The sequence below is a fragment of the Flavobacterium psychraquaticum genome, from assembly GCF_034497725.1.
Classification (GTDB): Bacteria; Bacteroidota; Bacteroidia; order Flavobacteriales; family Flavobacteriaceae; genus Flavobacterium; species Flavobacterium psychraquaticum.
In genome coordinates this window covers 153,511-167,387 of the sequence record NZ_JAXKVR010000028.1, presented here as the reverse complement: position 1 = coordinate 167,387, position 13,877 = coordinate 153,511, and the positions used below count along the sequence as shown (strand labels likewise).

General features: G+C 30.8%; 15 protein-coding genes. 6 read left to right on the top strand and 9 right to left on the bottom strand.

Translation table 11 applies throughout. The features are described 5' to 3' along the window. Positions 1 to 29: 29 nt before the first annotated feature. Together T1L09_RS07865 and T1L09_RS07860 are read left to right on the top strand one after the other, a co-directional pair. Positions 30 to 785, top strand: a complete 756-nt coding sequence (locus tag T1L09_RS07865; RefSeq protein ID WP_322550405.1) for a shikimate dehydrogenase family protein — start codon at positions 30 to 32, stop codon at positions 783 to 785. A 189-nt stretch (positions 786 to 974) separates the two neighbouring features. Beyond that, on the top strand, positions 975 to 2,858 hold the full coding sequence (locus tag T1L09_RS07860; protein ID WP_322550404.1) for a DUF349 domain-containing protein: 1,884 nt from the start codon (positions 975 to 977) through the stop codon (positions 2,856 to 2,858). Positions 2,859 to 3,018: 160 nt separating this feature from the next. Here the strand turns inward: T1L09_RS07860 and mazG are convergent, their stop codons facing one another. The 6 genes from mazG to T1L09_RS07830 all read right to left on the bottom strand — a co-directional run bounded on the left by mazG (position 3,019) and on the right by T1L09_RS07830 (position 6,375). Continuing rightward, positions 3,019 to 3,792: a nucleoside triphosphate pyrophosphohydrolase gene (mazG, locus tag T1L09_RS07855; protein ID WP_322550403.1), complete on the bottom strand. Its 774-nt coding sequence runs from the start codon at positions 3,790 to 3,792 to the stop codon at positions 3,019 to 3,021. 108 nt (positions 3,793 to 3,900) lie between these two features. Then, the gene (locus tag T1L09_RS07850) at positions 3,901 to 4,344 is read right to left on the bottom strand and encodes a DUF5606 family protein (RefSeq protein ID WP_322550402.1); all 444 of its coding nucleotides are present in this window, start codon (positions 4,342 to 4,344) and stop codon (positions 3,901 to 3,903) included. 115 nt (positions 4,345 to 4,459) lie between these two features. Then, positions 4,460 to 5,047: a peptide deformylase gene (gene def, locus T1L09_RS07845; protein WP_322550401.1), complete on the bottom strand. Its 588-nt coding sequence runs from the start codon at positions 5,045 to 5,047 to the stop codon at positions 4,460 to 4,462. A 33-nt stretch (positions 5,048 to 5,080) separates the two neighbouring features. Then, a complete protein-coding gene (gene ruvX, locus T1L09_RS07840) occupies positions 5,081 to 5,491 on the bottom strand; it encodes a Holliday junction resolvase RuvX (RefSeq protein ID WP_322550400.1) in 411 nt (136 codons plus the stop codon). A gap of 33 nt (positions 5,492 to 5,524) precedes the next feature. Beyond that, positions 5,525 to 5,851 (bottom strand): META domain-containing protein, encoded by a 327-nt coding sequence (locus T1L09_RS07835; protein WP_322550399.1) that lies wholly within the window; start codon positions 5,849 to 5,851, stop codon positions 5,525 to 5,527. Between the two features lie 59 nt (positions 5,852 to 5,910). Beyond that, entirely contained in the window at positions 5,911 to 6,375 is a 465-nt protein-coding gene (locus T1L09_RS07830) for a copper resistance protein NlpE (protein WP_322550398.1), read from the bottom strand. Positions 6,376 to 6,479: 104 nt separating this feature from the next. Between T1L09_RS07830 and T1L09_RS07825 the strand changes: the two genes are divergently transcribed. Genes T1L09_RS07825 through T1L09_RS07815 form a run of 3 tightly spaced genes read left to right on the top strand, consistent with a single transcriptional unit; the run spans position 6,480 to position 10,265 of the window. Further along, a complete protein-coding gene (locus T1L09_RS07825) occupies positions 6,480 to 7,295 on the top strand; it encodes a 2,3,4,5-tetrahydropyridine-2,6-dicarboxylate N-succinyltransferase (protein ID WP_322550397.1) in 816 nt (271 codons plus the stop codon). A gap of 28 nt (positions 7,296 to 7,323) precedes the next feature. After that, entirely contained in the window at positions 7,324 to 9,201 is a 1,878-nt protein-coding gene (locus T1L09_RS07820) for an LTA synthase family protein (protein ID WP_322550396.1), read from the top strand. Beyond that, positions 9,201 to 10,265, top strand: a complete 1,065-nt coding sequence (locus T1L09_RS07815) for a glycosyltransferase family 9 protein (protein WP_322550395.1) — start codon at positions 9,201 to 9,203, stop codon at positions 10,263 to 10,265. The genes T1L09_RS07820 and T1L09_RS07815 overlap by 1 nt, the downstream gene beginning before the upstream one ends. Here T1L09_RS07815 and T1L09_RS07810 read toward each other — a convergent pair. Beyond that, positions 10,237 to 11,067 (bottom strand): glycosyltransferase family 2 protein, encoded by an 831-nt coding sequence (locus tag T1L09_RS07810; RefSeq protein ID WP_322550394.1) that lies wholly within the window; start codon positions 11,065 to 11,067, stop codon positions 10,237 to 10,239. The two genes, T1L09_RS07815 and T1L09_RS07810, sit on opposite strands and share 29 nt — an antisense overlap. A gap of 24 nt (positions 11,068 to 11,091) precedes the next feature. Further along, complete coding sequence (locus T1L09_RS07805; protein WP_322550393.1) at positions 11,092 to 11,856, bottom strand: lipopolysaccharide kinase InaA family protein; 765 nt, start codon at positions 11,854 to 11,856, stop codon at positions 11,092 to 11,094. 83 nt (positions 11,857 to 11,939) lie between these two features. On the opposite strand from T1L09_RS07805, the gene T1L09_RS07800 reads away from it, so the two are divergent. Next, positions 11,940 to 12,737, top strand: a complete 798-nt coding sequence (locus tag T1L09_RS07800) for a glycosyltransferase family 2 protein (RefSeq protein ID WP_322550392.1) — start codon at positions 11,940 to 11,942, stop codon at positions 12,735 to 12,737. On the opposite strand, the gene T1L09_RS07795 is transcribed toward T1L09_RS07800, so the two are convergent. Then, positions 12,732 to 13,790, bottom strand: a complete 1,059-nt coding sequence (locus tag T1L09_RS07795; protein WP_322550391.1) for a glycosyltransferase family 4 protein — start codon at positions 13,788 to 13,790, stop codon at positions 12,732 to 12,734. The genes T1L09_RS07800 and T1L09_RS07795 overlap by 6 nt on opposite strands. Between the last annotated feature and the right edge of the window lie 87 nt (positions 13,791 to 13,877).

Genomic DNA, 13,877 nt, shown 5'->3' with positions numbered 1-13,877 from the left:
TTTGACTACTATTTTTAAAAGTAATCCCAATGAAAAAGAAAGTAAAAAAACAGTTAAAATTTGGTCTAATTGGACGAAATATCGACTACTCTTTTTCAAGAAATTACTTTTCTGAAAAGTTTGAAATTAATCATTTTGCGAATTGCGAGTATAGGAATTACGACATCCAAAGCATTAGTGAATTTCCAAAATTAATCAATGACAGCAAAGGTTTAGCAGGATTAAATGTGACAATTCCATACAAAGAAGAAATTATCCCTTTGTTGGATAAAATTTCGAAAAAAGCAAAAAAAATTGGTGCGGTAAATTGCATCACTATTTCAAAAAATAAAAAACTAAAAGGATATAATACAGATTATTATGGCTTCAAAAAAACACTTCAACCACTTTTAAAAGACCATCATAAAAAAGCACTAATTTTAGGAACTGGCGGCGCTAGTAAAGCGGTTGCTTATGCTTTACAGAAATTAAAAATTGAATATGATTTCGTATCGAGAACTCCGGATGAATTTCAGTTGGCTTACTCAGATTTGACTGCTGAAATTTTCGAAGAATATCACATTATCATCAATACAACTCCTATTGGAACCCATCCAAATATAGAAGATTGTCCTGATTTAGCTTATAGTTTATTTACGAAAAAACACATTGCATACGATTTAGTTTATAATCCGGAAGAAACTGCTTTTTTAAGAAAAGCTAAAGAACAAGGTGCAAAAATCAAAAATGGCTATGAAATGTTGGTTGTTCAAGCGGAGAAAGCTTGGAAAATTTGGCACGAATAAATTTCGAGAAAATTATATCATATACTTTACCAAAACAAATAAATAACTGGTTTACAGACTGTTAATTTTAACATAAATTAATACAACTTCCCATTCAAAGAAAATATCGTTTAATTGGCCGATTTTATTTGAATTTTCGCAGCGCTTTACTATCTTCACATATTATTAGTAACCTTAAGCATTTACACAATGTCAGAAGCACAACACGATAACCTGCAAAATGCAGACGGACAAGACGCAATTGAACAACAAGATGGTGTTACAATTATTAGTCAATCAGTTTTAGAAGAAATAGACAATTCTAATGCAGAAGAGAATGAAGATGATTCGATAAAAGGCAAACACGAAATTCCAATGTTGGAATACGATACGCTTTCTATGGAAGAGTTAACGGACGAATTAGAAAAATTGGTTACCAACGAAAAAGTGATGGCGATTAAAGACCACGTTGAGGAAATCAGAAAAGCTTTTTCAGACAAATACAGTCAATTTATTGATGAAAAAAGAGAAGAATTCAACGCCCAAAACAATGAAGAAGGCGTAGATTTTGAATATCATTTTCCACTTAAGAATAAATTTGATACGATATTAAATTCGTATAGAGCTAATAAATCAAAGCATTTCAAAGAATTACAAAACAATTTAGAGCACAATTTCACAACTCGTGAAAACTTAATTGAAGAGTTGAAAAACTTAATCGATTCTGGTGAAACTAATATTGGTGATATGTTTAAAAAAGCCAATGACATTCGTGATCGTTGGAAAAATGCAGGAGCAATTCCAAGAGATAAATACAATATTTTATGGAATAACTACCATTTCCATATGGAGCGTTTTTATGACGTAATGCATTTAGACAAAGAAGCGCGTGATATTGATTTGAAAAATAATTTAGAGCAAAAACAACATATTATTGTTAAAGCAAAAGAATTATTAAACGAAACGGATGTGATGAAAGCTTTCCGTGAATTGCAATTATTACACCGCGTTTGGAAAGAAGAAATTGGTCCAGTAGATAGAGATCAAAGAGAATTGATTTGGAATGAATTCAGTGAAATTACAAAGCAAATGCACGATAAACGCGAAGGTTTATACGCAGTTGCAAGAGAAAAAGAAACTGATAATTTAGCCATCAAAAATGAAATCGTCTTGCTAATTGAAACTTTGGGAAAAGAAAAAATCGATTCACATAGCGGATGGCAAGCACAAATAAAGAAATTAGAAGCTTTGCGCGAAGCCTTTTTCAAAGCCGGAAAAGTGCCGTCGGAAGTTACAGAAGAAACTTGGGGTAAATTCAAGAATGCAGTTAGAGCATTCAATGTGAATAAAAACGTATTTTACAAAGACATTAAACACGAACAACACGAGAATTTACTTAAAAAGCAAGCGTTGGTTGAAAAAGCAAAATCACTTCAAGAAAGTGCTGATTTCAATGCAGCAACTCCAGTTATGAAGCAAATTCAAAACGATTGGAAAAAAATTGGTCACGTTCCGAGAAAATATTCCGATACTATTTGGAAAGAATTCAAAGATGCTTGCAACGCTTATTTCGACAGAATGCACGAATCAAGAAATGCAGAAAGTACGGAAGAAGTAGAAGCTTTTGAAAAAAAGAAAACCTTCTTAGAGGATTTAAAATCTTTTGATTTAACAGGTGATCACAAAACGGATTTAGACGCAATTAAGGCACATATTGCTACTTGGAAAACTTTTGGAAGAGTTCCACACAATCGCAGACATATTGAAGGAAAATTCAATAAGATTTTAGATGCATTGTTTGAAAAATTAAGTTTATCTAAAAAAGACACAGAAATGTTACGCTTTAATAATCGTTTAGAGCATATGAATGAAAATGATGACAAACGTGCTTTAGAACAAGAGCAATATTTCATTAGAAAGAAAATTGACGAAGTTCAAGGTGAAATTTTCCAATTAGAAAATAACATTCAATTTATTAGTAGTAGTTCTAAAGGTAAAAATCCTTTTATTGAAGAAGTACAGAAAAGTATCGAACGCCATAAAGATGATTTAAAATTATGGAAAGAAAAACTACAACAAATTAAAAGTATGTAAAGAGAGAAATCCCAAGTAAAAGCTTGGGATTTTTTTTTAATAGATCTATAAAATTAAAGAGTGTTTTAGAATTTAAAGTTCTTTTTTATAAAGACGCTGAAATCGAATATTCAACGAAATTAGACGAGTTCGCGAAAAGAATAGTAAAATTGACTACAAACTACAACTGCTTCGCTTCTTCCCAAAAAATGTCCATTTCGGCTAGAGTCATATCAGATAATGATTTTCCTAATTCGGTAGCCTTACTCTCTAAATATTGAAAACGTTTGATGAATTTTTTATTAGTTCGTTCTAAAGCGTCTTCAGGATTTATTTTTAAAAATCGAGCGTAATTGATCATTGAAAATAAAACATCTCCAAATTCGGCTTCCATTTTCTCTTGATTACCTGCTTTTACCTCAACTTCCAATTCGTTTAATTCTTCTTGAACTTTATCCCAAACTTGATGCGTTTCTTCAAAATCGAAGCCAACTCCTTTTACCTTCTCCTGAATGCGACTTGCTTTAACTAATGCTGGTAAGCTTTTCGGAACACCTTCAAGAACTGATTTTTTACCTTCTTTTAGTTTTAATTTTTCCCAATTGCGTTTTACCTCCTCTTCATCTGCCACCACAACATCACCATAAATATGTGGATGACGATGAATTAATTTATCACATATTGCGTTCGCTACATCACCAATATCAAAAGCATTCGATTCACTTCCAATTTTAGAGTAAAAAACAATATGTAACAATACGTCTCCCAATTCTTTTTTGATTTCTTCCAAATCATTATCCAAAATTGCATCGCCTAATTCGTAAGTTTCTTCAATGGTTAAATGGCGTAAACTTTCTAAGGTTTGTTTCATATCCCACGGACATTTCGCACGTAAATCGTCCATAATATCTAATAAACGTCCGAAAGCTTCGAGTTTCTGTTCGCGTGTGTTCATAATCATTTGATTTGGTTGAGACAAGTCAGTTACTTGTCTGTAATATTTGTAAAAATAAAAAATCCCACGTGTAAAACGCAGGATTATTCGATATAATTTTTCTTTTACTTATTCAGCTGTAGGAGTTTCTTCTTCTTTAACTTCCTCTTTAATTTCTTTTGATAAAGCTTCAACTGATACAAATCCTTTTGGTTGTAACAAATTATACCAATTCAAGATTTTTTTGATATCAGAGGTATAAACTCTATCTTCATCAAATTCTGGTAAAATTTCTCTAAAATAAGCTTTCAATTTAGCATCATCTTCTTTGTGAGACATCGCTAATCCATCATTTTCTTTAGTCGCGATTGCTTTTAAAACTTCTGCTAAACGCACTTCCTCTGAATAGGTGTAAACTGCTATTTCAGATAACAAACTTACGTTTGCTCTCATTCCTACAGTTATTCTTTTACCATCTAATAAAGATTCGGCAACAAAACCTGTACGAGTTTGAATTTTTAATTCATATAATCCTGGTTTCCCAGAAACGGCTAATATTTTTTGAATACTCATCTTACTATTTATTAAGGTTGGCAAATATATATTTTTAAATTCCAATTTTCAAATTCCAAATTCCAAAAAAACAAAAAAAACTACTTTATGTTTTAATAATTAAATTTTGGTGATTTTATCTTGCTCTTTTATTTACAAATTTCATTTTATAATCGGGTCTTGCTTTACCATCCATAATATTTTGCAGTTTTTTAGCACATAATTTCTTTTTTAAAGAAGAAATATGATCCGTAAACAAAATACCTTCGATATGATCGTATTCGTGCTGAATAACACGAGCAATTAATCCATCATAAACTTCTATTTTTTTATTGAAGTCTTCATCAAAATATTCAATTGTAATAGTATCATGACGCAGAACATCTTCACGAACGTCTGGAATACTTAAACAACCTTCGTTAAACGCCCAAATATCACCTTCTTCTTTTATAATTTTAGCATTGATAAAAGTTTTCTTAAAATCTTTCATTAAAGCGGATTCTTCTTCAGAAATATCATCGCCATCACTAAATGGCTCAGTATCTACAACAAACAAACGAATAGGTAAGCCTACCTGAGGTGCAGCTAATCCGACGCCGTGTGCATGATACATTGTATCATACATGTTAGTAATTGTTTCTTTTAAATTGGGATAATCTTGTGGAATTTCCGCTCCTACTTTGCGTAAAACGGGTTCTCCATATCCATATATTGCTAAAATCATGGTGTTAGTATTATTTTTGGAAGTGCAAAAGTACTATTTTTTATAATGCAAATAATCTTGAAGCATAATTGTTGCTGCAATTTCATCAACTAATGCTTTATTTTGTCTTTGTTTTTTATTCAGACCGCTATCAATCATCGTTTGAAAAGCCATTTTTGAAGTAAAACGCTCATCTACTCTAGCCAAAGGCATATCTGGAAAGGCTTTGACAAAATTAGCTACAAAAGTATTGATAATTTCAGCACTTTGTGAAGGCGATCCATCCATCTGTTTGGGTTCACCGACAATAACTTGCACTACTTTTTCTTTTAAAAAATAGTCTTTCAAAAAAGGAATTGCCGTTTCAGACGCAATTGTAGTTAACCCAAAAGCAATCATTTGCATTTCATCTGTAATTGCAATTCCTGTTCTTTTAATTCCGTAATCTATTGCTAAAATTCGCATTCACTAATTAGTTTCGGCAAATATAAGTAGATATTATTTAATAATTTCAAACTCAGCTAAAGTAGCAATTTTACCTTTATTTAATTTTAATTTATTACCATCAAAATTATAATTATCAGCTATTTCGATTGCTTTGATTAGATTTTGTTCTTGCATTAAATCAGGACAAGCCATCATTGTTGAAGCTACTTTTGAAAAAGTAATAGTCGTTTCTTTTTCTTTCAATTCATACGATCCAAACAAATTATTACAACCTGCATAGGCAGAAAACTTACCATCTTTTGTAGAATTAATTCCCAATTCTCTTTTATCTTCTTTGTTTTTTGAAACTAATTGACCGTGTAATTTCACTAACGCCATTTAGAATTTTTCAATTCAACTTGTGCTGTTTCTTTTGAAGTTTCATTCGCTTTAATATCTTAATTTTTAGCAGGAGTCACTTCATCAACAGTTACTTTCGTTAATTCGTAAAGTTTTGCTAAATCTCCTTCTACACGTTTTCCATCACTATCTAAAAGAAATAAAATATTTTCACCTACAAAATATTGGTTAGGAGTTGCAGAACCAGAAAGTGTAATAATGCTTCCTGCTTCGTTCCAAGAATAGGTTCCTGTTTCTTTAAATACTTCTTTAGATTTTCCTTTATATACCATTTCTTCAGTATAAGAAGTTGAATCTAAAACCAAAGTTATTTCAATTGCCTCACAATCAGCACATGGCAAACTTCCTTTATAGGTTCCTTCATAATCTAAACTATTCATAGCATTGTGATGATCTGGAGCCATTGCAACTGAATCAATAGTGGTTTCAACATTCTTTGCCTCTTCTTTACAAGATAAAAAAGACAAACTAACAACTGCTAAAAGGATTAAATTTTTTTTCATAATGATTTGTTTATTTTAATTTTAAATAATTTATATAATGTCACTTCAAAAACAATTCCAAAATTATATAAAATAGTATATTTGCGTATAAATTTTTTTAAACAATGACTATTCTACAAACAAAAATAGAACAAGCATGGGGAAATCGTGCTTTGTTACAGGAAGATAACACGCAAAAAGCCATAAGAGAAGTTATTGAATTATTAGATAGCGGTAAACTTCGCGTTGCTGAACCAATAAATGATGGCTGGCAAGTAAACGAATGGGTAAAAAAAGCAGTGGTAATGTACTTCCCTATTCAGAAAATGGAAACCTGGGAAGCGGGTATTTTTGAATTTCACGATAAAATGTTGTTAAAACGCAATTATGCTGAAAAAGGTATTCGTGTAGTTCCAAATGCTGTTGCGCGTTATGGAGCTTATATTTCAAGCGGTGTTATTTTGATGCCAAGTTACGTAAACATTGGCGCTTACGTTGATGAAGGAACAATGGTAGATACTTGGGCAACCGTAGGAAGTTGTGCACAAATTGGTAAAAACGTTCACCTTTCTGGTGGTGTTGGAATCGGTGGTGTTTTAGAACCCTTACAAGCAGCTCCAGTGATTATTGAAGATGGTGCTTTCATTGGTTCAAGATGTGTTGTTGTAGAAGGCGTCCGTGTAGAAAAAGAGGCTGTTTTAGGCGCTAATGTCGTACTAACTGCTTCTACTAAAATCATTGACGTTACTGGTAACGAACCAAAAGAATATAAAGGAATAGTTCCGGCTCGTTCGGTAGTTATACCAGGAAGTTATACCAAAAAATTCCCAGCAGGTGAATTCCAAGTGCCTTGTGCCTTAATAATCGGTCAAAGAAAAGCTTCTACTGATTTAAAAACCTCATTGAACGATGCTTTAAGAGATTTTAGCGTTGCCGTTTAGTTAACTTATTAAAGCCTACAAATTATTTATGCAAAATTATTTTCAAAGTGTTAAACTGTTTTTTAAACGTTTTCTAATTGTCCTTTTTGTTTATCAAATTTGTAGGTTTTTATTTTATTTTTTCAACCGAAATGCCTTTGAAAGTATTTCGGCAAAAGGATTCTTAGGTGGCATTCATTTTGATTTATCGGCAATTGCTTACATAAATTTAATATTTGTAGTACTCCATCTTTTGCCTGGAAGCTTCAAATATAAACCCAACTATCAAAAAGGATTAAAAATTGGTTTTTATGGTGTAAATTTGATTTTCATCTTAACAAATTTCGTAGACTTTGAATACTTTAAATTCACTGGAAGACGAAGTACATTTGGAATGATCACCGCCAGCGGAATGGAAAATGAAATCGGCGGTTTAATCTTTTCTTTTTTAATGGAGTTTTGGTATATTCCTTTATTAGCCTTTGCATTATCTTTTGCATTTTGGAAAGCAATTCCTAATTTAAAGACTTCACCAGAAACAAGTACTAGTAAATTACAATTAGTAAAACAAAGTGGTTTGTTTCTGTTTTTAATAGCTTTTGTATTTCTATTAGGACGTGGCGGATTTCAGAAAAAACCTTTAAAAATAGTTGATGCTGTAAATTATGGTTCCATTAATCAATCGGCAATTGTTTTGAATACACCGTTTTGCATTTTAAAAACTATTGGTAAAAAAGAAACTTTAGAAGCGCCAAAATTTTATTCTGAAAGTGAATTAAATACTATTTTTAACCCGATTACTCAAACGAAATCGTCAGGAGAACCCACAAAAAAGAATGTAGTAATTCTAATTTTAGAAAGTTTTGGTAGAGAAAATTTACAGCGCGGACAAACACCTTTTATAGATTCACTAATTGAAAAATCATTGTTTTTTGAAAACGGATTTGCCAATGGGAAACTTTCGATAGATGCTGTTCCATCTACACTTTCTAGTATTCCTAGTTTGATGAATAATTCATTGATTACATCAAGTTATGCTATCAATGAAGTTTATGGTTTACCGAAAATTTTAAAAGATAATGGCTATCAAACATCTTTTTTTCATGGCGCTTTTAACGGAAGTCAAAATTTTGATCAATATTGTAAGGTTGCAGGTTTTGATGCTTATTATGGAAAAAACGAATACGAAGGTCCAGAAGCTTTTGATGGAAGATGGGGAATTTTTGATGAAGAATTTTTACAGTATTTTTCTGGTAAATTAACACAATTCAAACAGCCATTTTTTACAACTTTATTTACAATTTCCTCTCATAATCCGTATATAATTCCAGAAAAATATAAAGGTAAATTTCCGAAAGGAACTACTAAAATTCAAGAAACTATTGCTTACTCCGACTTTGCACTGAAACGATTTTTTGAAACTGCTTCCAAGCAAGAATGGTATAAAAATACGTTATTTGTTATTGTTGCTGATCATACTTCATCGGAACCAACTGAAGCTAAATTTAAAACGAATGTTGGAAAATTCAGAATTCCAATTTTATTCTTTGATCCGTCAAAACCTGAAATGGTGGGGAAAAATATGAAGAATTTACAGCAAATTGATGTAATGCCTTCTGTTTTAGATTATTTAAATATTGACACAAAAATGATTTCCTACGGTAAATCCTATCAATCAGAAAAAGATTTTGTAGTTTATTATTTAGACAACATTTACCATTATATTTCAGGCGATTTCTATCTGGCTTTCGACGGAAAAAAATCTTTAGGTTTATATAATTTCAAAAAAGATGAATTACTAAAAACCAATTTAATCAAAACAGATAAAAATAAAGCTAACGAAATGGAAAGTTTCATTAAAGCTTATATACAAAGCTTCAATGAAAGAACCATAAAGAATGAATTCACCTTAAAAAAAGAGAACTAATGATGCGTATATTAGTGATTCAACATAAAATGATTGGTGATGTTTTAGTTAGCAGCATTATTTGTAATAATTTACGAAAAGCTTATCCAACCGCTCAAATTGACTATTTGGTCAACGACAATACGGTTGATGTGTTGAAAGGGAATCCAAACATCAATAATTTGGTTGTTTTTGATAAGAAAGCACAAAACAGCACTGTTGAACTAATTAAATTTGCACTCGGTCTTAGAAAAAACAAATATGACATTGTTATTGATGCGTATTCGAAATTACAAAGTTGGATTATAGTTTTACTTTGTGGTGGAAAAACAAAAATATCTTATAAAAAAATAGGAAGAACTTTTTTGTACGATTACAATGTTCCTTTAGCTAAAAACCCAGAATCTAATTTAGGTTTAGCAATTGAACGTCGCTTATCACTGCTTTCACCTTTGCATATTATGGCAGAAATTGATCCAACACCAAAGTTGTTCCTAGACGAAAAGGAACAACAATTTGCCACCACACTTTTTGAACAACATAAAGTTGAGCCAAATAGAAAAACCGTGATGATTAGTTTGCTAGGAAGTGAAAAAATGAAAACTTATCCGCTTTCGTATATGGCGGAAGTTATAAATAGCATTAGCGATACATATAACGTAAATATCTTATTTAATTATTTCCCAAAACAACTAGAAGAAGCAACAATCGTCTATAAGCTGTGTTCGGAAAAAACTCAAAAAAATGTCTATTTTGACTTATTAGGTTCTAATTTGCGCGAATACATTGCAATTATGGATAAATGTGATGTAATAATTGGAAATGATGGTGGCGCTGTTAATTTAGCAAAAGCTTTAGAAAAACCTTCGTTTATAATTTTCTCGCCTTGGATTGAAAAGAAAATTTGGGCTACTTTTGAAGATGGCATACATCATACTTCTATTCATTTGACTGATATTCATCCGATACTTATTCTTGAAAAATCGGAAAAAGAATTGAAAGAAAATGCAATTGCTTTGTATGAAAATTTAGAACCGAAATATGTTATTAACCAACTTATTCCGTTTTTGAATCGCTATCTTTAACGATACCTGTGGCAATCCAAGTTATTCCATTTCTAATATTAAAAGCGCGAAGCGCTAAGTTTTTATTCCATTCTTCTTGATTGAAATAACCTCGCTTATGATCTAAATGCAAGCAAACTGCTGAATAGCGAATTTGCTTAGCTAAAATGCCGTAATTGAACAAGCGTTCGCCAACTTCTCTATCCAAACCGCCATATTGCATAATTTCATTAAAACCATTAACCGCCAATAAATCTGCCTTAAAGCAAGAAGTATTATGACCATTAAAAGTCTTTTTAGTTGGTGTTAACCAATTCATAATCAATGCAATAATATTATATTTAGTAAGTTTTGATAATTTAAAGCTTTTCTTTACCCCATTTTTTATCAACCAAGAAATCCTAAAACAGTTTTCGTTTTGAATATCTTCGACCTTAATTTTTGTCGAGGTTTCCATTGGCAATTTATAATAACCTCCTGAAAGGAAGTAGCCTTTTTCTTGGTATTTTAAATGTTGAGAAATGAAGTCTTTTCGTGGAATACAATCGCCATCTGTAAACAATAAATAATCAGCGTTCGTTTTTAAAATGGCTTTATTTAATATTTTACATTTTTGAAAACCATTATCTTCTTGCCAAACGTGAATAATAGGGAATTTAAATTTTCCTTGAAACGCTTCCACAACTTGCTTGGTTTTTTCGGTTGAACCGTCGTCAGCAATAACTACCTCAAAATCTTGCGCCGTTTGTAAGCTGTAGCCAACAAGCACTTTTTCGAGCCATTCTTCAGAATTGAATGTAGTAATTAATACTGATACTTTCATTTAAAAGATAAAAGGTGAAAATTACTACTTTTTCCAGAACTTTAGTTGTCGTTTGATTCTTTTTTTACGATTAAATCGGTATTGAAAATCTTCCGTAGCTTTCCACATCTTTTCAAATACTAAATCTTTGTTTTCGCCTGATAACTTAGCATATTCATCACTCATGATAACAATTAAATCTTTCTTTGGAGTAAGCCTCGAAAGATTTTTCATTCGTGTCTGAAAATCAATAGTTTGATGAAAATTCATACGATTTAAATCAACCAAATAAAAAGTATACTGTCCATTACCCTTGTTTTTAATCAAAGTATTTCCAGGTGAATGATCTAAGAATTCAATTCCTTTTTGATGCAGCTCAAAAGTGAATTTCGTAAACTGTCTGATGATTTCTTCCCTATTTTGAAAATTTTGATTAAGCTCCACTTCACGGAATTCGAATACATTTTCGAGATGTTCACAAGCATAATAACTATCGGTCAGTCCTATAAAATCGTAGTTCTCAAAAAAAGCAACAGGCTTTGGCGTTCCAATTTTCAGATCTATTAATTTTGATGCATATTCAAAAGAACGACGCGCTTTCGATTTACGAAAATATTTATAAGCTATTTTGTTAATAAAGTTTGGCTCTTTAAACGATTTAATACTTAGTGTTAAATCATCAAGTTCAAAAAGCTTGATTGAATTTCTGTTACCAATCACGAAATCTTTTCCTGAAATATTAAAATTTGCAACAAAAGTTTCTACTTTAGTTTTATATTTAGCAAAATTTAGATGATATTGGGAACGCATATATATTTTTTATCAAAAGTAGTTATTGTTGGTTATATATCCAATTTATTGAATATTTTTGCATAAATCTTTACTCGAATGTTATGGCAAAATTACCTAAATGCTCTTTAGTAACTCCAACTTTTAATTGGCCGGAAGCACTAGAACTTTTACTTTTAAGTATTGAGAAACAAAGTGTTTTTCCAGACGAAGTCATTATAGCCGATGACGGATCTTCAATTGAAACTAAAGAATTAATTGAACGTTTTCAAAAAAATTTCCCCATTCCTTTAATTCATATTTGGCATGAAGATAACGGCAATCAAAAGCCAAAAATAATGAACAAAGCTATAGCAAGTGCTCGCTATGATTATATTATTGAAATTGATGGTGATATTATTATGCATCCAGATTTTGTAAAAGATCATTTAACACATGCCGAAAAAGATGCTTATCTATTTGGTTCTAGAGTAAATATTCAGAAACGTATTTTAGATACTATTTTTAAAGATAAAATAACGCGTTTTCATTTTCTATCCAAAGGTATCAAGAAGAGAGCTCGCACAATTCGAATTCCTTTTTTAATGAAATTCGCTAAATTAATAGATAAACGTTCCTCTAAATTAAGAGGTTGTAATATGTCATTTTGGAAAGAAGATTTCATAAAAGTTAATGGTTTTAACGAAGCATTAGTGGGATGGGGAATTGATGATTCTGAAATGATACAAAGACTTCACAACATAGACATACAAGGTAAAAGGCTTAAAAACGCAGGTATAGCGTATCATATTTACCACAAGGAACAAGATAAGAGTCAAATTGAAATCAATAACATTATTGAAAAAGAAACTACAGATAAAAAAATAACCTTTATAAAAAAAGGAATTAACCAATATTTATAATTTTGAATTAATCACTCTCGAATATTCTTCTTGTGTTTTTTTTGCGATAAATGAAGCGGTGAAATTAAGTTTAATTATTTCTTTACTTTGTTCTACAAAAGCAGCTTTCGAATTTGAATTATCTAAAAGTGTTATTATTTTTGTCGATAGTTCCTTATAATCTTTTATAGGCGCAATGAAGCCATTTACGCCGTCTTGTATCACATCTGATACAACTCCAACTTTTGTAGATATAACGGGCGTTCCTATTAGCATGGCCTCTAGAACTGAAGTTGGTCCACCTTCCCGCTGAGAAGTCATTAAAAAAATATCAAATTGATTTAAAACGGAAGAAGCATTTTTAATTTTATCAGTAAAAACAATATGCTTATCTAATGATTTTTCCTTAACTAATTGCTTAAAATGTAATGTGTTCTTCGAAAACTCACCTATTTGAACAAATACAATATCAGTACGTTTTAACCTATGAATTACTTCCTCAACAACTTGTATAAATGTTGGAATGTCTTTAGCATTAGAATGGTTACCAATGTTTCCAATAATTTTGAAATCTTTAGTTATTCCAAATTGTTTTCTTAAATCAAGTGTAGGTTGTAAATTTTTTATTTCTACTGAAACACAATCATTAATTACAACAGTTTTATGTTTTGTTTTTATATCTAGTATCTTTTCTAAATCGCTTTGAACAGAGCTTGATACGCAAATGATTGAACTCAAACCCTTATAGTTATATTTTAAATTACTTAAAAAACTACTGCTACTACCCATTCCTTTTTTTGAAAAAATAGTTTGTGTATTTAATTTAAATAGAAAATCCGAAATAGCATAAACCGTTAAAGAATCGCTAGTATGGAGGTGAATTAAATCAGGTTTAATTTGGGTAACTAGGTCTTTTAGATAACGATAGTTAATCATTTTATTAAGCTTTTTACCTTTTGCTTCAAAAAAAGTAACATTAAGCTTTTGACACTCTTGCTGCAATAGCGAATTTTTTATTCCAAAAACCACATTTTCAACTGCTAGTTTTTCCAATTCAGGAAATAAAAAAATCATTTGTTGTTCATTTCCTCCCCAACCTTTTGCTCCTGAAATATGTAAAACTCTCATAAAAAAAAATTAAAAAAATATAGAAACTACTTC

Excerpts from the sequence above, each read along its gene's own strand:
- T1L09_RS07835 (WP_322550399.1), bottom strand. The coding sequence starts at position 5,851 with ATGGCGTTAGTGAAATTACACGGTCAATTAGTTTCAAAAAACAAAGAA.
- T1L09_RS07825 (WP_322550397.1), top strand. The coding sequence starts at position 6,480 with ATGACTATTCTACAAACAAAAATAGAACAAGCATGGGGAAATCGTGCT.
- T1L09_RS07830 (WP_322550398.1), bottom strand. The coding sequence starts at position 6,375 with ATGAAAAAAAATTTAATCCTTTTAGCAGTTGTTAGTTTGTCTTTTTTA.
- mazG (WP_322550403.1), bottom strand. The coding sequence starts at position 3,792 with ATGAACACACGCGAACAGAAACTCGAAGCTTTCGGACGTTTATTAGAT.
- ruvX (WP_322550400.1), bottom strand. The coding sequence starts at position 5,491 with ATGCGAATTTTAGCAATAGATTACGGAATTAAAAGAACAGGAATTGCA.
- T1L09_RS07805 (WP_322550393.1), bottom strand. The coding sequence starts at position 11,856 with ATGCGTTCCCAATATCATCTAAATTTTGCTAAATATAAAACTAAAGTA.
- T1L09_RS07795 (WP_322550391.1), bottom strand. The coding sequence starts at position 13,790 with ATGATTTTTTTATTTCCTGAATTGGAAAAACTAGCAGTTGAAAATGTG.
- T1L09_RS07820 (WP_322550396.1), top strand. The coding sequence starts at position 7,324 with ATGCAAAATTATTTTCAAAGTGTTAAACTGTTTTTTAAACGTTTTCTA.
- T1L09_RS07815 (WP_322550395.1), top strand. The coding sequence starts at position 9,201 with ATGATGCGTATATTAGTGATTCAACATAAAATGATTGGTGATGTTTTA.
- T1L09_RS07800 (WP_322550392.1), top strand. The coding sequence starts at position 11,940 with ATGGCAAAATTACCTAAATGCTCTTTAGTAACTCCAACTTTTAATTGG.
- T1L09_RS07865 (WP_322550405.1), top strand. The coding sequence starts at position 30 with ATGAAAAAGAAAGTAAAAAAACAGTTAAAATTTGGTCTAATTGGACGA.
- T1L09_RS07860 (WP_322550404.1), top strand. The coding sequence starts at position 975 with ATGTCAGAAGCACAACACGATAACCTGCAAAATGCAGACGGACAAGAC.
- def (WP_322550401.1), bottom strand. The coding sequence starts at position 5,047 with ATGATTTTAGCAATATATGGATATGGAGAACCCGTTTTACGCAAAGTA.
- T1L09_RS07810 (WP_322550394.1), bottom strand. The coding sequence starts at position 11,067 with ATGAAAGTATCAGTATTAATTACTACATTCAATTCTGAAGAATGGCTC.
- T1L09_RS07850 (WP_322550402.1), bottom strand. The coding sequence starts at position 4,344 with ATGAGTATTCAAAAAATATTAGCCGTTTCTGGGAAACCAGGATTATAT.